We start from the raw sequence: 17,866 nt of genomic DNA, 5'->3' as shown, positions 1-17,866 counted from the left end.
TCGATACGCAACATCGTGGAGACGTCGAGACAAGCCATCCCTGTGTTTGCGGATAGTGCAAGGATTGTTATCCTGATGGATAAGGGCCCCTGCGTGCGCACGCCTGGCGCATCTGCTTTGATATGGTTCGGTCAGGAAGTGGCGATGGGCCATCATTCATGTTTCAGGGAGAGGACTTTCGTTTGAGACGTCGATTACCCTCCCATCCCCCATATGCCTTTTCGGGCGACGCCGTACATCGCGCAGGCTTTCCCCTCCATGTGCCGCCGTCTGCAGCAATGGGGACAGACCCGATGGGAATGCCCCGATATGCGCCGACACCGGATAATGACGCCATTGCCCGGATGATCGGCGGGCGTCGCATACGTATCGTGGGCGATGTGCATGGGGACCTGCATGCCTTCCGCCATGCGGCGGCCACGGACCGGTTCCTGATACAGTTGGGCGATCTGGTGGATTACGGCCCCGACAGCGTGGGGACGTTCCGGTTGATGCAGCAACTGATCGACGAACGGCGTGGGCTGTTCGTGCTGGGCAACCATGACCGCAAGCTTGCACGCGCCCTGCATGGCCGCAAGATGCGACGCGACCCGCCCCTGATGGAAACCCTGGCGCAGTTTCTTGCCCCCGAAAACGAAGACGTACGGACACGCGCGATTGAAGACCTGTCGATGGCACCCGCATGGATCGTGCTGGGGAAATATGTCTTCGTACATGGGGGGTTTCATGTACGTATGCTTGACGAAGTTCCGCCCCCCGGCCTTGGCACGGTTACGCCCCTGCTGTCGCGCGCACTGTTTGGGGAAACAACCGGCCGGATGCAAAAAGACGGGTATCCCGAACGACGCCTGAACTGGGTGGATCACATTCCTGCCGGCTATACCGTCTATTGCGGCCATGACCGGCGTTCGACCGATGGGCGGCCATGGGTACGAACCGGTCGCGCCGGTGGCACGGCGATCTTTACGGATACGGGTGCGGGCAAGGGCGGCCATCTGGCGTGGATCGACCTGCCCGGACTTGACCTGCCGGGGACCGACCCCGCTGTTCACGCAATGTGAATGTGACGCGATCACGCCTGCCGCCGATCCTGATGACCCCTATCATACAGACCTGCTTTTACTGGGAGCCCTGACCTACATGAATGAAACACCCGTGACCGCCGTGCCGGACGAAGCGCGCGATGCACTTTTGGAACTGCGCCGCAGCATCGACAACATTGATGCGGCGCTGGTTTACCTGCTGGCGGAACGGTTTCGCCATACGCAGGCCGTGGGCCGCCTGAAGGCACGTTACCAGATGCCCCCTGCCGACACGACGCGTGAGGCCCAGCAGGTGGAGCGTCTGCGCGCATTGGCCCGCAGCGCAAACCTGGACCCCGATTTCGCGGAAAAATTCCTTGCCTTCATCATCAAGGAAGTCATCCGGCATCACGAGGCCATCGCCCGTCACGCCGATGACAGGCCGCAATCCTGAAATCCCCCACGATGTCCGATCCTGATGATGGCTGGCGGCAGTCCCCGCAGCGGCTGGTCCTGATGCGCCATGCGCAGGCCGCGCCCGTGCCCTTTGGCGACTTTGGCATGGATGCCGATATCCAGCGCCCCCTGACGGCACAGGGACGCCTTTCGGCCCGGCAGCGGAGCCATGAGTTGCAGGCAATGGGGTTCGTGCCCGATCTTGCCCTGATCAGCCCATCGTTACGCACATGTGAGACGTGGGCGGCAATGGGATCATTTTTCGGAGATCACGCCCCCGATGTCCAACATGTGAACGCACTTTATGAAACCTCTGCGGACCGTATCCTTGAGGTGCTGTGCGAGGTAGATGAAAAATACCGTAATATCATTGTGTTATCCCACAATCCGGGCATCGGTAACCTGGTCATGGACCTTGCGGGGCGCGATGCTTCGGGCAATCTGCCCCCTGCCCTGTCACTGGGCTTCCCCCCTGCGGCAATGGCGTGCTTTTTCAGCGCAATTCCGTGGAATAATAACCAGAATCATGAAATGAGCCTGTATCGCGCCCTCTGTGACTGATGTCCGCCGGGCATGGCTGCCCCGGATTGCCATGGATGCCATTTCGTCCTTATCTCGGTTTCAACGCCCATCATGATCCGCACTGGACGGGTGGGCACATAAAACGTGGGCAGGCACGAAACTGTCGCCAGAACGACAGGCTGTCCCGAGGTTGGAGACACGTTTCGCCATACCGCAACAGCGACGGCGGACGACCAGGAGGAAGTGTTTGATGAGCGAGTCAGGAAAAACCGCGACTATCTCGCTAGGCGAAAAGAGTGCGGCGCTGCCGGTTCTGTCTGGCACGTTGGGTCCGGATGTCGTCGATATCCGCAAGCTGCCTGCACAGACGGGTGTATTCACCTTCGATCCCGGCTATGGCGAGACGGCATCGTGCACCAGCAAGATCACGTTTATCGATGGTGAAAAGGGCATCCTGCTGCACCGTGGGTATCCCATTGCACAACTGGCGGAAAAAGCCACATTCATGGAGGTTGCCTACCTCCTCCTGAATGGCGAGCTGCCGGACCAGAAGGCGTATGACACCTTCGTGACGGATATCAAGCATCATACCCTGCTGCATGAACAGATCCGCAATTTCTTTAACGGGTTCCGTCGCGACGCGCACCCGATGGCGATCCTGTGCGGCACGGTGGGCGCGCTTTCATCCTTCTATCACGACGGGATCGACATCTCTAACGCGGCCAGCCGCAACCTGTCGGCCATGCGCATCATCGCCAAGATCCCGACCATCGCGGCATGGGCCTATCGTTATACGCAGGGGGATGCCTTCATCTATCCCCGTAACGACCTGTCCTATGCGGAAAATTTCCTGTCCATGATGTTCGCGGTTCCCAGCGAGCAGTACAAGATCAATCCTGTACTGGCCCGCGCCATGGACCGTATCCTGATCCTGCATGCGGATCATGAACAAAATGCCTCGACCTCCACGGTGCGCCTTGCCGGTTCCACGGGGGCCAACCCGTTTGCCTGCATCTCTGCCGGGATCGCGGCGCTGTGGGGACCTGCGCATGGCGGCGCGAACGAAGCCGTGCTGAAGATGCTGGCCTCCATCGGGCATAAGGATAACATTCCCGACTTCATCGCCAAGGTAAAGGACAAGAGTAGCGGCGTGCGCCTGATGGGCTTTGGCCATCGTGTGTACAAGAACTTCGATCCCCGCGCCAAGATCATGCAGGCCACCTGCCATGAAGTCCTGAGCGAACTGGGCATCAAGGACGACCCGCTGCTGGATCTGGCCATCGAGCTCGAAAAAATCGCGATCAGCGACGAATATTTCGTCAAGCGCAGCCTGTATCCGAATGTCGATTTCTATTCGGGCATCATCCTCAAGGCCATGGGCATCCCGACCAGCATGTTCACCGTGCTGTTTGCCGTGGCGCGCACCACCGGCTGGATCAGCCAGTGGAAGGAAATGATCGAAGAACCGGGCCAGCGTATCGGCCGCCCGCGTCAGCTTTATGTGGGTTCGCCGGAACGCGATTTCACCCCCATTTCCGAACGTTCCTGATCCCCTGCCCTTTCCCGGCCCACGGGCCGGGGAAAACAGGTCACACCAATGAAAACGGGCCTCTTCCACCCATGTGGAAGAGGCCCGTTGCATATATATATATGTGTGCATTGCCTTGTCCGGGTGATGCGTCACCACCCGGATGCGTCAATCCTCAAGCACATTCACAGCCCGTCGTCGGACCGGGACGATGATGGACGACATGGTGGTCAATCCATTCGGACACCAGACGCCGCGCTTCGTTTAACGATGCCTCGGGGTGATGGATGCGATACAGCGTCGTGCAGGCATGGAAGGCGGACACGTCCGTCGTCCCCACCTGACGCAGTTCCTGGTACGCGGTAACAACGGCCCGTTCGCAGTTGCGAACGATATGGCTTGTTTCAGAACCCACGATAAGACACCACCCGAAAATGATAATTATTATTAACTTGGCGGAAGTGTAATCTATAACCTGCCTGGAAATCAAGAAAACACTTGTCACCATTTCGCAAAATCATATCTGTCCACGGAATTCATACCAGCATGACGGAATGTTTCGCCCATCCGCTCTAATTATGGATTTTCCGCGCTTTTCCCGGTAAGCGTCTTTTCAACATTTCATATCCACAATCTGGAGGCAGGGTAGATGCACGACGCAACAGGAAATGGCGCTGGCCTTTCAACCGGTTCAACCGCATGGGATCGGGATGCCGCGCTGACGACCGCGCGTCTTCTGCTGGAAATCAAGGCCGTCAATTTCCGCCCGGATGAACCTTACACCCTGACCTCTGGCTGGAAATCGCCTGTTTACATTGACTGCCGCCGGATCATCTTCTTCCCCCGCGCGCGACAGAAGATCATGGAACTGGGGGTGGAAAAAATCGGCCGCCATGTCGGTTATGAAAGCATTGACGCCGTGGTTGGCGGGGAAACGGCGGGTATTCCCTTTGCCGCGTGGATTGCCGACCGGATGATGGCGCCGATGGCCTATGTCCGCAAAAAGCCCAAGGGCTTTGGCCGCAATGCCCAGATCGAGGGCGATGTGCCCGAAAACATGCGCACGCTGCTGGTGGAGGACCTGACGACGGATGGTTCGTCCAAGGTGCAGTTTGCACAGGCCCTGCGCGATGCAGGGGCTATCGTGGACCATACGTTCGTCGTGTTTTTTTATGGCGTGTTTCCCGGCGCATACCAGACACTGGCGGACATGAACATCACGCTGCATGCACTGTGCACATGGTGGGATATCCTCGAAGCCTGCGCGGGCAAGCCCTATTTCTCTGAAAAAGATGCAAACGAAGTCCGCCGCTTCCTTGAAAACCCCTGCGCATGGTCGGCCAAGCATGGTGGCGTCGCCAGCGCGGAAGAAGCCCTGACGCGCAAGCTCACGGCGGATAAGGCGTCCTGAACCCATGGTGTGACGGGACGTGCGGATTCTTGCATTTGATTCAGGTATCGGCGGCCTGGGAATCGTGCGCTGCCTCAGGACGGACCTTCCGGGGGCACGCATCGACTACCTCGCCGATACGGCCGTTTTTCCCTATGGGGAACAGGCTGATGATTTTCTGGTAACACGCATCCTTACCCTTGTCGGGCAGGCCATCGCACGGTTGCGACCGGACCTGGTGGTCATCGCCTGCAACACCGCCAGTACCCTTGCCCTTGATGCCCTGCGCGCGCGCCATAGGCTCCCTTTCGTGGGATGTGTACCCCCGATTAAATGGGCAGCCGACCTGACGCAAAGCGGGACCATCGGCCTGCTGGCAACACGTGCGACACTGACGCGCCCTTATCTGAGCAACCTGCGAAACAGGTTCGCCCCGGGCTGCACCCTCATTACCTATGGCGCGCGCAACCTTGCGGACCTGTCCGAACTGGCCTTTCGGGGGCGCCCCGTTCCCGAAAGGGCCATAAGGATGGAAATGGATGGGCTGTTTTTACAGCCCGGGGGCGACGCCATTGATGTCGTGGGATTGGGCTGCACCCATTATACATTCCTGCTGGATCGCTTTCAGCGGCTGGGGCGGCCCGGCCTGCGCTGGATTGATCCGGCGCAGGCGGTCTCACGACAGGCAACACGTCTTGCCCATAACCTCGGCACGGTTGCCGCAAAAGGACCGTATCAGCCGGGGCATGCATTCTTTACCGCATTGCCGCAGGATATGGGGGCCTTGCTCCCCGGATTGCGTCACATGGGATATGACGCAGCCTATCCCTTTATGGGAGAGGACCACCAGAACGCGCAGGACACCTGCATAAGATAACAGGCCGCGCATTGTGGTACTTCTGAAAACAAGAAAAGTTTCTGGGGGCCGCCTTTTTTTCAAAAAGGCGGCGTCTTTCGAAGCTTTTTAGAAAAAGCTTCACCAAAAACTTTTATCTTTTCAGTGTATTACCGGATCTGTTTTTACAAACCACCTCTTAGCGCAGGCGGCTGACGGTATAGGACGCGGTATCCTGCAACAACTGCTTCAGGCGGGAATGCGGGAAGATATCCAATGCCTGCGACGCGGCCTCCGCATAGCGTGTGGCATGATCGAGCGTAATGCCAATGGCATTGGTCCGCGCAATCAGTTCCAGCGCATGGTCGAGATCATCCGGCGTCTGCTCGCTTTCCTCAATAACGCGACGCCAGAAAACGCGGTCTTTTTCATCCCCTGCGTTATAGGCCGTCAGTACGGGCAGGGTGATCTTGCCTTCGCGGAAGTCATCGCCGATCGTTTTGCCCAGCGTGGCCTGATCCGCCGCATAATCCAGCGCATCATCGACAAGCTGGAACGCCATGCCGAGGTTGGTGCCATAGGAATCGAGGGCTTCTTCCACCTTCAACGGCTGATCGGCAACGACGGCCCCCACCCGGCAGGCCGCCGCGAAAAGGGCGGCGGTCTTGCCATGGATCACTTCGAGATATTTCTCGATACTGGTCGAAAGGTCGTTCTGCGTGGACATCTGCAGCACCTCCCCTTCCGCAATGGTCGCGGAGGCAGAGGACAGGATGTTCATCACCTTGAGCGAGCCATCATCGGTCATGAGCTGAAACGAACGGGCAAACAGGAAATCACCCACCAGCACCGATGCCTTGTTACCGAAAATGGCATTGGCACTGGCCAATCCCCGCCGCAGGGTGCTTTCGTCCACGACATCATCATGCAGCAACGTTGCGGTGTGGATGAACTCCACACATGCCGCAAGCGCGACATGGCGCTGATGCGTGGCGTCGGGTTCATACCCGCACAACCGCGCCGACGCCAGTGTCAGCAACGGACGCAGCCGTTTCCCCCCCGCCGCGACAAGGTGCGCCGCCAGTTGAGGGATCAGCGCGACCGGACTGTCCATGCGTTCAACGATTGCGCGATTGCATGCCGCCATGTCATCGGCGAGATATTCAGCCAGGTCGCGCAAGGCAACCTCAGATCCGTCTGCCATCGGGCGTCGAGCCCCTTTGTCTTTCTGACTTGCCGTTTTATCGGATTCCGGCAGACTAACTGCAAGGCCCAAAAGGTTATTCTCCCGGTTCCGAAGGTTCAATGTATCAGAGTATATGAGGGGCACCGGAAAGGCGGTCAAGCCAGAGGACGATACCGAATGCTGAATGCGCACGTATGACGGCGGTCTCGCGCATGGATACACTGCCCCCCATGACGTTGGGAACGCTCCTTGATGGGCGTGTCCGCTATCGTCAATTTTGCGATGGATACCGGACAGGACTGGAACCTGTCCTGATGGCCGCGTGCGTACCTGCACGCGCCGGGCAATATGTACTCGAAGGGGGATGCGGCGCGGGCGCGGGGCTTTTGTGCCTTGCGGCACGGGTGCCGGGTGTGCGCGGGATCGGGCTGGAATGCGATTCCCATACTGTCGCCCTTGGTCAGGTGAATATTGGCGATAACGGATTCGACACGATTCGTATCCTGCAGGCCACCTTGCCGGCGATGCCTGATGACCCGTATCTGAGCGGACCGGGCGTGCGGCGTATCGACCATGCCTTTGCCAATCCGCCGTGGCATGACCATGCCAGCACCCCCTCCCCCCTGTCGCGTCGGGACAGGGCGCGCCGCCTGCCGCGCGCGGGCCTTGCACACTGGGTCGGCAGCCTGTCGGCACAGTTGCGTCACCATGGAACCCTGACACTTGCGGTGCCTGCCACATTGCTCGATCACGCAATCAGCAGCATGGGCGACAGCCATCTGGGGGATATTACGGTCTTCCCCTGCTGGCCCCGGCAGGGCGTTGCGGCAAAGATCGTGCTGATACGGGGACGCATGGGATCACGCACCCCTGCGCGACTTCTGCCTGGCATTGTGCTGCATCATGCGGATGGCACCTTTACGCAGGCCGCCCATGCCGTCCTGCGTGAAGGCCTGCCACTCCTCGACTAATCTAAACCCCAACACATTATAAAAATTTTACTGACCACCGCATCCCGGAACCAAGGCGGCAGCTTTTGACTCCAAACCAGATCCCCTGAAAACTTCTATTATTGCAGTCAGTTATGTGGCCCCTTGCAAGGAGCCACACAGGATCAGTCGAAGGCTTCGCCCCATGTTCCCTGCGTCGCCGCACGGCTATATTCGGTGGAACGGTTTTCAAAGAAATTGGCATGCTCGACCGCGTTGACCATCTCATCCACCCATGGCAGCGGATTGGTCGCAACATCATAAAGCCCATCAAGACCAAGCTGGCCCAGACGACGGTTGGCCACAAAGCGGATATAGCGTTTCACCTGCGCGGCATCGAGCCCTTCCACCGGCCCCATTTCAAATGACAGGTCGATAAAGGCATCCTCATGCTCCACAATATCGCGGCAGATCTGGCGGATGTCATCTTGCAGCTTCTGCGTCCAGATTTCCGGGTTTTCCTGCACAAAAACCCGAAACAGCCGCGCCATGGAGACACAATGCAGCGTTTCATCACGCACCGACCATGAGACAATCTGTCCCATGCCCTTGAGCTTGTTGAAGCGCGGGAAGTTCAGCAGGATCGCGAACGAGGCAAAAAGCTGCAATCCCTCGGTAAACGCACCGAATGCCGCAAGCGTACGGGCGATCTCGTATTTGTTCGAGACCGAGAATTCCTGCATGTAATCGTACTTATCCTTCATTTCCTTGTATTTCAGGAATGCGGAATATTCCGATTCAGGCATGCCGATCGTATCGAGCAGATGGCTATAGGCCGCGATATGGATCGTTTCGATATTGGAAAATGCCGACAGCATCATCAGCACTTCGGTCGGTTTGAAAACCTGACTGTAATGCTTCATGTAGCAGTTGTTCACTTCCACGTCCGACTGCGTGAAGAAGCGGAAAATCTGCGTCACGAGATGCCGTTCGCTTTCGGTCAGGCTGCGATGCCAATCCTTGACATCATCGGCAAGGGGCACCTCTTCGGGTAGCCAGTGTACCTGCTGCTGCGTCAACCAGGCATCATATGCCCAAGGATAGCGGAAGGGCTTGTAAACCGGGTTCGCGGTTAGCAGGTCAAAGTGCTGCTCGGTCCGGGTGTCCGGGCCGGATGATGTATCGCTCATGGTGCTCACCCTATTTGAAGCCAAACAGGACCGCCGCTTCTCCTGGCTCCTGCATGAACACAACAGGGGATGTGATATCCCCTGCGGCAGGCGCGCCTGCTATGGCTGAAGCAGGACAGCCGCGATCATATCCGGCTAATGATAAAAGTTTTTGATAAAGATTTTTTCAACACGCTTTGGCAGATGTCGCCTGTTGGAAGGCAGGCGACACCTGAAACGCCATATCGTTCTTTATGACGACGTCATTGCCAAACGTCCCCTTACTGACAGGCGAGGCATTCCTCGTAATCCGTCGAGGATGCAGGCGCCGCAGGGGGGATCGGTGGCAGGGCCTCGTCCGTTTCCTTTTGCATGATATCGTTCTTCACCTTGCCATCACTGACGGCATCAGCGCGCTGGACCGACAGGGAACGGCAGTAATACAGCGATTTCACGCCACGTTTCCACGCCATGTAATGGATCTGGTGCAGGTCGCGCTTGTGCACGTTGGCGGGCAGGAACAGGTTGATTGACTGTGCCTGGCAGATGAAGGGCGCGCGATCCGCCGCATGTTCGATCACCCAGCGCTGATCCAGTTCAAAGGCGGTTTTGAACACATCCTTTTCCTGCTGATCCAGGAAATCAAGATGCTGCACACTGCCCTTGTTCAGGGTGATGGACGACCACACGTCATCCGTGTTGCGCCCCTTTTGCGTCAAAAGCCGGTCCAGATGGCGATTACGCACCGTAAAAGACCCTGAAAGCGTCTTTTGCAGGAACACATTGGCCGCGATTGGTTCGATACCGGGGCTTGCATTGCCTGCGATAATGGAAATCGATGCCGTCGGCGCAATCGCCATCTTGTTCGAAAACCGCTCCATAACGCCATATTCCGCGGCATCGGGACATGCGCCAAGCGACTGCGCCAGCTTATGGGACGCAGCGTCGGCCTGCTTGCGGATATGCTCGAAAATCCGCTTGTTCCACACCTTGGCAATCACGCTTTCGAACGGGATGTTCTTGGCCTGAAGGAAGCTGTGGAAGCCCATGACCCCCAACCCGACCGAACGTTCGCGCGCGGCGGCGTATTTGGCGCGTTCCATGTCATCGGGGGCACGGTCGATAAAATCCTGCAACACCCGGTCGAGGAACAGCATAACGTCCTCGATGAACTGCGGATCATCCTTCCATTCATCCCAGGTTTCAAGGTTGAGCGACGACAGGCAGCACACCGCCGTACGTTCCTTGCCATGATGGTCCATGCCGGTCGGCAACGTGATTTCGGCACACAGGTTGGAGGTCTTGACCTCCAGCCCCGCCAGCTTGTGATGCTGGGGGCGCGCATTGTTCACGTGATCGGAATAGATGATGTACGGTTCGCCCTGCTCCATACGGGCGGTCAGGATGCGTATCCACAGCGACCGGGCCGACACCTTGCGGATGTGGCTGCCATCCTTGGGCGACAGCAATGCCCATTCCTCGTCCGCCGCCACGGCGCGCATGAACGCATCCGAAATCAGGATTCCATGATGGAGGTTGAGCGCCTTGCGGTTGGGATCACCACCGGTGGGGCGACGCAGTTCGATGAATTCCTCGATTTCAGGATGCCAGACCGGCAGATAGACCGCGGCCGACCCGCGACGCAGCGACCCCTGGCTGATGGCCAGCGTCAGGCTGTCCATAACGCGGATGAACGGAATGACGCCGGATGTCTTGCCATTGCGGCCGACATTCTCCCCGATCGAACGCAGGTTGCCCCAATAGGAACCGATCCCGCCGCCCTTTGAGGCCAGCCACACATTCTCGTTCCACAGATCGACAATACCGCGCAGGCTGTCATTGGCTTCGTTCAGGAAGCATGAAATCGGCAGGCCGCGCGTGGTGCCCCCGTTCGACAGCACAGGGGTGGCCGGCATGAACCAATGACGCGAGATATAGTCATACAGACGCTGCGCATGTCCTTCGTCCGCACCGTAATACGACGCGACGCGGCCAAACAGGTCCTGATACCCCTCGCCGGGCAGAAGGTAGCGGTTATCGAGCGTCGCCTTGCCAAACGCCGTCAGCAGCGCATCGCGGCTGCGGTCAACACGGACGGAAAAGCCGTCTGGCAACTGGACGACGTCATCAAACATCTCGGGCATGGGGGCCGCATCCTTTCTGTGGATGGCATCGTGTTCGTCACTATATCCCTCGACCGTAGAACCGGAGATGCCATCCAGACTCATCCACTTAAACTCCATAAGCTGCCCGTGACGTGTCGCAGGATCGGGTGATCCTGTTCCTATGTGTCCGGTCATTGCTGCTATGGCGCTATATATGGACCAATCCGCGTCCTGATGCACTATATATATGGACGCAGTGGCCTTTTCCGACTCTTGGACAATCCGTCGTCAAGAGGAAAAAAGTTATTTTTCACTCCACTTTGGCAGGCAAAACCGCTCAACGTCCGGCGGGAATATCCAGGCTGTTCCCATCTGCGTCATTCCATCGCCGCAGGCATTGTGCGTCATGTTCGCGCGGCTGCACCCATTGGGTGCGACCATCGCTGAATTCCTCTTTTTTCCAAAAAGGCGCCCGGCTCTTGAGCCAGTCCATGACGAACTCGACAGCCTGAAACGCGGTGCCACGATGGGCCGCCGTGCAGATTACCAGTACGATCGGGGCCCCAACCCCAAGCCGTCCCACGCGATGGATGATGGTGCAGCCCGACAGCCCGAATCGCGTGGCCGCCGATTCGGCGATTCGCGTCATCATCGATTCGGTCATGCCGGGATAATGTTCCAGTTCCAGAGAGCGCAGCCCCCCATCCCCACGGACCATGCCGATGAACGACGCCATGGCCCCGACATCGGAATGTCCCGCCAGCAGGCTGGCGCTTTCATGGGTGGGATCAAATATTTCGGTCTGAACGCGGATATGGATGCGTGGCATGGCGCTGCTATCCCCCCGTGACCGGCGGGAAGAAGGCGATTTCGTCATCAGGCCCTATGCATGTATCCAGCGCTGCAAAGGACTGGTTCACCGCGACGCGCACCAGTTCGGGCTGCCCGAAGATTTCACCATATTCACCGCCCCGGTCATGCAACATCTGCACAAGGTCACTTACCCGCGTGACGCCGGACGGCAGGCTTATGGCTTCGCGGTCATGGCCCAGGCGGTCTCGTAGCCATGCGAAGTAGAGAATGTCCGGCATCCGCCCACCCTTTTGCTGCGTCAGGTTCTGGTATGCGTAGCGCTATATCAGGGATGCGGTTGCTCGACCACCGCGCCATCGGCATGGATCACGGTTTTGCCGCCATCGGCATGGGGAACGATGATATCCGCATTTTCCGCCATGGCATGGCTTCTTGCCGGATGGCCCTTGCCCTCGTGCCCGTCCTGTATCGTCGGCATGGCGGCGGGCAGGTCGGCCGGCAGATCGCCTGCATCCGCCTCACCGATGCTGAGCGATGCCCCGTCGAGCAGTTGTTGCGCGCCATCGGCGGAACGACGGACGAAATGCCCGGACTGTGCATGCACACGTCCCGAACTGATATCCGCCAGCGTGGGCATGGACTGTATCCTGGTGGGCCATATGTCCTGCCCCTGCGGCAGGATCGGGGGCTCCGCCACGGCATGCCCCATGGAACGACGCAGGTTTTCCGATTCCATCTTTGGCATGTTGGGCAGGCTGCCAGGCAGTTGCGTGTTATCGGCAAGAATGTCGCCAAACCCACCACACCCCGTCAGGCATAAGAGTAGTAGAAACGGGGCTTTCGGACGCATCGCATTCTCCCTGGTTCATGGTCGGCACAACCATAGGGAGAATTTGCCCGCATAATCTCACAACCACAAGTGGTATATGCATCTGGCAGAACCGCCAGCAGAAAATTCAGGGGACGATATTACCTACCGACTGGTTGTTACGGGTGACATGCTGGATACCGGTGGAAAGATAATCCCACCCGGTCACCAGCGTCAGGGCCGCGGCAACCCACAGCATGATCGCCCCCAGCAGGTTGACCGGCAACCATGTGATATCCAGCAAGCTGGCGGTGCTGTCCCCCGCCAGCAGGAAACCGATGGCAGTCATCTGGAACCCGGTTTTCCATTTGGCAAGGCGCGTAACCGGCAGTCCCACCTTGGTCGTCGCCAGATATTCACGCAGGCCACTGACCAGTATCTCCCGCGAGAGGATGATGATCGCGGGATAGAGCGTCCAATAAGGAAGCCGCGCAAGCCCGGCCAGCACCATCAGGCACGCCCCCACCAGAAGCTTGTCAGCGATCGGGTCGAGCATGCGGCCAAGGTCGGAATTCTGGTGCCATGCGCGCGCCAGCTTGCCATCAAGGTAATCGGTAATCCCGGCCAGGATGAAGATGACGCATGCGGCGCAGTCCGTGCCGGGTGTACTGATGACAACCAGCAGCACAACGACCGGCACAGCAACAATCCGCGACAGGGTCAGGAGATTAGGCAGGTCAGTAAGCATGGTTCACCAGCTATATCCAAGGACAGCGCGAAACAAAAACATCTATAACGCTGGTCTGCCCGCTCATTTGCTCACATCTGCATGACACAAGGTTCATTCCCCGGTCCAGTCGGGATGGAAAAAACCGTATATTGTCCGTGCCGTATCCCGGCTGATGCCCGGTGCGGATTCCAGTTCCCCCAACCCCGCCTGACGCACGCCACGCGCCGAACCGAACCGGTTCAGCAGCGCGCGCTTACGTGCCGGGCCGACACCGGGAATATCATCGAGTTCGGATTTGACCAATGTTTTTGACCGCCCGGCACGATGTGTCGTGATGGCAAAGCGATGGGCCTCGTCACGCAGGCGTTGCAGGTAGTACAGGACCGGGTCACGCGGGGGCAACTGGAACGGTGGACGGGTCGCGGTGTGAAACCATTCGCGGCCCGCGTCGCGGTCAATCCCCTTGGCGATCCCCACAAGGGTCACATCCGTCACCCCGAGTTCATCAAGCACCGTGCGCACGGCGGAATACTGTCCCGCCCCCCCGTCGATCAACAGGATGTCGGGCCAGTCATCTGGACGTATGCCCTCCTCACGGTCCCGCAGGGCGCGGCTGAAGCGACGCTCCAGCACCTCGCGCATCATGCCGAAATCGTCACCGGGCGTGACCGGCCCCTTGATGGCGAATTTACGATAGGCCCGCTTTTCAAACCCTTCGGGACCGGCAACCACCATCACGCCATATGCATGTGAGCCCATGATATGGCTGTTATCATAGGTTTCGATCCTGCCGGGCGGGTTTGCCAGACCGAAAAGGTCGGCCACACCACGCAGCAGGCGGGCCTGCCCCGCGCTTTCCGCCAGCTTGCGTTCCAGCGCCTCGCGCGCGTTCAGTTCGGCATGTTCAAGCACCGCGCGTTTTTCCCCGCGTTGCGGATGGATGATCTCAACACGTTTCCCCCGACGCAGTTCCAGCGCACGGCCCAGCAGTTCGTTATCGGAAATGGCGTGATTGACCAGAATCTGGCCCGGTGGCGGCTTGTCGTCATAAAATTGCGCAAGGAATGCCGCCAGCACATCAGCCGCGCCTTCGTCGCGGGCATGGCTGGGGAAAAAGGCGCGATTGCCGTTGTTGCGACCGCCACGAATAAAAAAGACCTCGATGCAGGACTGCCCCGCAATCTGCCAGATGGCGACGATATCGGCATCGGACATGGTGGTCGGGTTGATGACGCTGGCGTCCTGCTGCATGGCCGACAGGCCACGGATACGATCACGGATGGCGGCCGCGCGTTCGAATTGCAGCGCGCCTGCCGCCTCTTCCATCTGCCGGACCAGCTCCTCATGCATGCGGGGATTCTTGCCGGACAGGAAATCGCGCGCCTGCTGCACCAACGCGCCGTAATCCTCCTGGCTGATCAGATCGACACATGGGGCGGAACAGCGATGGATTTGATGCAACAGGCACGGGCGTGTCCGTGATTGCAGCACGGAATCGGTGCATGAACGCAGCAGGAATGCCTTTTGCAACAGGTTCAGCGTCTGGTTCACCGACCATGCGGATGCAAACGGCCCCCAGTAAGATGCGCCCTTGACCGGTTTTCCGCGATGTTTCGCAATCTGGGGGAATTCATGCCGATCGGTCAGGATGATCCATGGATAACTTTTGTCATCACGCAGCAGGATGTTGTAACGCGGCTGCATGCGCTTGATATAGTTGGCCTCCAGCAACAGGGCTTCGGCCTCGGTATGGGTGGTGACGATCTCCATATACGCCGTTTCCGACACCATGCGCCGCAACCGTTCCGGCAACCGGTGAACCTGCGTATAGGACGTGACGCGCTTTTTCAGTGCGAGCGCCTTGCCGACGTACAACACCTCCCCCTTGCGGCCCAGCATGCGATAGACCCCCGGTGACAGGGGCATGGTCTGGAGCGCCTTGTGAATCGCGGCAACCCCCACCGGGGTTGCGCTTTCGTGCGATGGGAGGGCCGGGGAAGTGGGGATCGTGGTGATGGTCTTTTCGTCCGGGATCATTGAAAATCGTTCATCCACCGAAGTTGTGGATAAGTCTGTGGAGCAGAGGCAGATAAAATCATGCGCATGGCGGTTTTCCTCCCCTGCCTTTGGATTGCCCAAAAAAACATCACAACGCATAACCATTTGATATGAAACAATTATGGATGGATGCAGGACCAAAGGAGACCCTTCAGGCACGCAACTTGCTGGAAAACAATGATGTCAAGCCCTCAGGTGAATAAAATTCAGACCTGAAGGCCGTTGAGGGGTATTTCGAGGTTTTCCCATGTGATTTCAAGGCTTCTTTTGGATCTGTTCTGCTTTCGTACGAAAGTCTGGACTTCTCCCTCCTGTCCCCACTTTGCATTTTCGTGGAAATGTTGGCGCCCCCTGGCGCGAATTGCCCTTGCCAGGGGCGGGCTGATGGGTAATTCACCCCTATGCGTATCATGACATGGAATATCAATTCGCTTCGTCTGCGCCTGCCCCTGCTGGAGCGGTTATGCGCGGAGAACCAGCCGGATATCGTCTGCCTGCAGGAAACCAAGGTCACGGACGACCTGTTCCCGCTGGACGCGGTGCAGGCGTTGGGATTTCCCCATGTCTGTTTTCGCGGCATGAAAAGCTATAACGGTGTCGCGATCCTCAGCCGCCAGCCCATGCGCATGCTGACCGATACGCCAGACTGGTGCGACAGGGGCGATTGCCGCCATATCGCCGTGGAATACGGAGAAGGCGCGGACGCCGTGACCGTGCATGATTTCTATGTCCCGGCGGGCGGCGATATTCCTGATCCGGTGGAAAATCCGAAATTCGCGCACAAGCTTGCATTCGTCGAGGAAGCCCGCGCATGGTTCGCGCAACGTGATGTCCGCCGAACGGTGGTGGTGGGGGATCTGAATATCGCACCACTGGAACATGATGTCTGGAGCCACCGGCAGCTTCTGAAGATTGTCAGCCACACGCCCGAAGAAACGTCACGCCTGCTGGCATGGCAGAACAGCGGCTTTGTTGACGCCATGCGGCACTTTGTTCCGGCGGATGAAAAACTCTACACATGGTGGTCCTATCGCAACCGGGACTGGAGCGCGTCCAACCGTGGACGGCGCTTGGACCATGTCTGGGTGACACCTGACCTTGTGCCCACATTACGCGACATGTCGGTCCTGCGTCCCGTTCGCGATTGGGAAAAACCGTCAGACCATGTCCCGGTGATTGTGGACCTGGCGATATAGCCATGCCCGCGTAACCATGGCTCCCGTGTCGTGCGCCCCTGTGATGACGCCCCTTTTGCCGTAGGGCCGGGATACCTCACCCGCCGCCAACGGTTTTAAAACGGGCCGTCGATAGGGAATGCCCAAATTTTTCCGGGAAGTGCCCTTTTGAAAACAGGGCACGTGCGGACAGCATTGTGGACCCTGCCCGCCACACACTCCATGCGGTGAAACACACAGGGCCCCTCACCGCATGACATGAGCTGAAAAAAGCGGGATCAGGCCGCGCTCTTGCCGCCTTCGGGGTCAAGACGATACCCGCCGCCTTCGGTGACAAGCAGCGTGGCATTGGTCGGATCGGGCTCGATCTTCTGACGCAGGCGATAGATATGCGTCTCCAGCGTGTGGGTCGTCACCGCTGCGTTATAACCCCAGACCTCGTTCAGCAGCACCTGCCGTGGCACGGGACGTGTACCGGCGCGATACAGGAACTTCAGGATCGCGGCTTCCTTTTCCGTCAGGCGGATGCGGCGGTTCTTTTCCGTTTCCTGCAGCAGCTTGGCCGAAGGGCGGAAAATATACGGGCCAATGGCAAAAACGGCATCTTCGCTATTTTCGAAAATACGCATCTGCGCACGCAGCCGCGCCAGCAGTTCCGCGATACGGAACGGCTTTGCCACGTAATCGTTGGCGCCGGCATCAAGGCCGCGCACCACATCCGTTTCATCATCCGACCCCGTCAGGATGATAATCGGGATACGCTTCCCCTTACGCCGCAGATCGGCGCAGAAATCCCGCCCGTCGCCATCAGGGAGTGAAACATCAAGGATGATCGCATCGAAACGGGCACCCGGCGCATTCAGCTTTTCCCATGCTTCAGCGACGGACCCTGCCTCGATTGCTTCAAATTCACTTTCAACCTGCAGCTGTTCAACGAGCATTTGACGTAACGTCTGATCGTCGTCCGCTATCAGAATGGGACGTGCACCCGCCATCGAACCCTCTTTATAACTTTGTCCGTTCCGAGATTCGGAATCGGTTATTCGACTTTCATGATACGATAACATGTCGCATCAGGCTGTCGCCCAATGATCGCGAAACCATATCCAGCCATACGCAGGCCGGACATAACACACATGC

The 17,866-nt window shown here is 58.4% G+C and carries 18 protein-coding genes; 8 read left to right on the top strand and 10 right to left on the bottom strand.

What is annotated here, in order from left to right:
• The first annotated feature begins 293 nt into the window (after window positions 1-293).
• The 4 genes from IFJ82_RS07090 to IFJ82_RS07075 all read left to right on the top strand — a co-directional run bounded on the left by IFJ82_RS07090 (window position 294) and on the right by IFJ82_RS07075 (window position 3,549).
• On the top strand, window positions 294-1,061 hold the full coding sequence (locus IFJ82_RS07090) for a metallophosphoesterase (protein ID WP_081254488.1): 768 nt from the start codon (window positions 294-296) through the stop codon (window positions 1,059-1,061).
• 79 nt (window positions 1,062-1,140) lie between these two features.
• Window positions 1,141-1,476, top strand: coding sequence for a chorismate mutase (locus IFJ82_RS07085; protein WP_040512008.1), 336 nt, complete (start codon window positions 1,141-1,143; stop codon window positions 1,474-1,476).
• A gap of 11 nt (window positions 1,477-1,487) precedes the next feature.
• Window positions 1,488-2,039, top strand: coding sequence for a SixA phosphatase family protein (locus IFJ82_RS07080; protein WP_192266106.1), 552 nt, complete (start codon window positions 1,488-1,490; stop codon window positions 2,037-2,039).
• A 211-nt stretch (window positions 2,040-2,250) separates the two neighbouring features.
• Window positions 2,251-3,549: a citrate synthase gene (locus IFJ82_RS07075; protein ID WP_003620353.1), complete on the top strand. Its 1,299-nt coding sequence runs from the start codon at window positions 2,251-2,253 to the stop codon at window positions 3,547-3,549.
• 154 nt (window positions 3,550-3,703) lie between these two features.
• On the opposite strand, the gene IFJ82_RS07070 is transcribed toward IFJ82_RS07075, so the two are convergent.
• On the bottom strand, window positions 3,704-3,943 hold the full coding sequence (locus IFJ82_RS07070; protein ID WP_040510847.1) for a hypothetical protein: 240 nt from the start codon (window positions 3,941-3,943) through the stop codon (window positions 3,704-3,706).
• Between the two features lie 234 nt (window positions 3,944-4,177).
• Here IFJ82_RS07070 and IFJ82_RS07065 point away from each other — a divergent pair, with 234 nt between their 5' ends.
• Both IFJ82_RS07065 and IFJ82_RS07060 read left to right on the top strand, forming a co-directional pair.
• Window positions 4,178-4,939: an orotate phosphoribosyltransferase gene (locus IFJ82_RS07065; protein ID WP_003620355.1), complete on the top strand. Its 762-nt coding sequence runs from the start codon at window positions 4,178-4,180 to the stop codon at window positions 4,937-4,939.
• A gap of 19 nt (window positions 4,940-4,958) precedes the next feature.
• The gene (locus IFJ82_RS07060; protein ID WP_192266104.1) at window positions 4,959-5,795 is read left to right on the top strand and encodes a glutamate racemase; all 837 of its coding nucleotides are present in this window, start codon (window positions 4,959-4,961) and stop codon (window positions 5,793-5,795) included.
• 157 nt (window positions 5,796-5,952) lie between these two features.
• On the opposite strand, the gene IFJ82_RS07055 is transcribed toward IFJ82_RS07060, so the two are convergent.
• Entirely contained in the window at window positions 5,953-6,957 is a 1,005-nt protein-coding gene (locus tag IFJ82_RS07055) for a polyprenyl synthetase family protein (protein WP_003620357.1), read from the bottom strand.
• A gap of 194 nt (window positions 6,958-7,151) precedes the next feature.
• Between IFJ82_RS07055 and IFJ82_RS07050 the strand changes: the two genes are divergently transcribed.
• A complete protein-coding gene (locus tag IFJ82_RS07050; protein ID WP_075624765.1) occupies window positions 7,152-7,910 on the top strand; it encodes a tRNA1(Val) (adenine(37)-N6)-methyltransferase in 759 nt (252 codons plus the stop codon).
• Between the two features lie 143 nt (window positions 7,911-8,053).
• On the opposite strand, the gene IFJ82_RS07045 is transcribed toward IFJ82_RS07050, so the two are convergent.
• The 7 genes from IFJ82_RS07045 to uvrC all read right to left on the bottom strand — a co-directional run bounded on the left by IFJ82_RS07045 (window position 8,054) and on the right by uvrC (window position 15,530).
• On the bottom strand, window positions 8,054-9,058 hold the full coding sequence (locus IFJ82_RS07045) for a ribonucleotide-diphosphate reductase subunit beta (protein WP_003620359.1): 1,005 nt from the start codon (window positions 9,056-9,058) through the stop codon (window positions 8,054-8,056).
• A 260-nt stretch (window positions 9,059-9,318) separates the two neighbouring features.
• Window positions 9,319-11,181, bottom strand: a complete 1,863-nt coding sequence (locus IFJ82_RS07040) for a ribonucleoside-diphosphate reductase subunit alpha (protein WP_003620361.1) — start codon at window positions 11,179-11,181, stop codon at window positions 9,319-9,321.
• 298 nt (window positions 11,182-11,479) lie between these two features.
• Window positions 11,480-11,971, bottom strand: a complete 492-nt coding sequence (locus IFJ82_RS07035; protein ID WP_192266102.1) for a molybdenum cofactor biosynthesis protein MoaE — start codon at window positions 11,969-11,971, stop codon at window positions 11,480-11,482.
• Window positions 11,972-11,978: 7 nt separating this feature from the next.
• Window positions 11,979-12,233 (bottom strand): molybdopterin converting factor subunit 1, encoded by a 255-nt coding sequence (gene moaD / locus IFJ82_RS07030; RefSeq protein WP_003620365.1) that lies wholly within the window; start codon window positions 12,231-12,233, stop codon window positions 11,979-11,981.
• A gap of 47 nt (window positions 12,234-12,280) precedes the next feature.
• Window positions 12,281-12,805, bottom strand: coding sequence for a hypothetical protein (locus IFJ82_RS07025; protein ID WP_003620367.1), 525 nt, complete (start codon window positions 12,803-12,805; stop codon window positions 12,281-12,283).
• Window positions 12,806-12,911: 106 nt separating this feature from the next.
• Window positions 12,912-13,511, bottom strand: a complete 600-nt coding sequence (gene pgsA, locus IFJ82_RS07020; protein WP_003620370.1) for a CDP-diacylglycerol--glycerol-3-phosphate 3-phosphatidyltransferase — start codon at window positions 13,509-13,511, stop codon at window positions 12,912-12,914.
• Window positions 13,512-13,604: 93 nt separating this feature from the next.
• Window positions 13,605-15,530, bottom strand: a complete 1,926-nt coding sequence (gene uvrC / locus IFJ82_RS07015) for an excinuclease ABC subunit UvrC (protein ID WP_408901705.1) — start codon at window positions 15,528-15,530, stop codon at window positions 13,605-13,607.
• 422 nt (window positions 15,531-15,952) lie between these two features.
• On the opposite strand from uvrC, the gene xth reads away from it, so the two are divergent.
• Entirely contained in the window at window positions 15,953-16,747 is a 795-nt protein-coding gene (xth, locus tag IFJ82_RS07010) for an exodeoxyribonuclease III (protein ID WP_192266100.1), read from the top strand.
• 257 nt (window positions 16,748-17,004) lie between these two features.
• Here the strand turns inward: xth and IFJ82_RS07005 are convergent, their stop codons facing one another.
• Window positions 17,005-17,721 (bottom strand): response regulator transcription factor, encoded by a 717-nt coding sequence (locus IFJ82_RS07005; protein WP_003620373.1) that lies wholly within the window; start codon window positions 17,719-17,721, stop codon window positions 17,005-17,007.
• Between the last annotated feature and the right edge of the window lie 145 nt (window positions 17,722-17,866).

The sequence above is a fragment of the Novacetimonas hansenii genome (assembly GCF_014843995.1).
Classification (GTDB): Bacteria; Pseudomonadota; Alphaproteobacteria; order Acetobacterales; family Acetobacteraceae; genus Novacetimonas; species Novacetimonas hansenii.
Note: the sequence above shows the minus strand (reverse complement) of the source record. Positions and strands in the feature narration are given on the sequence as shown.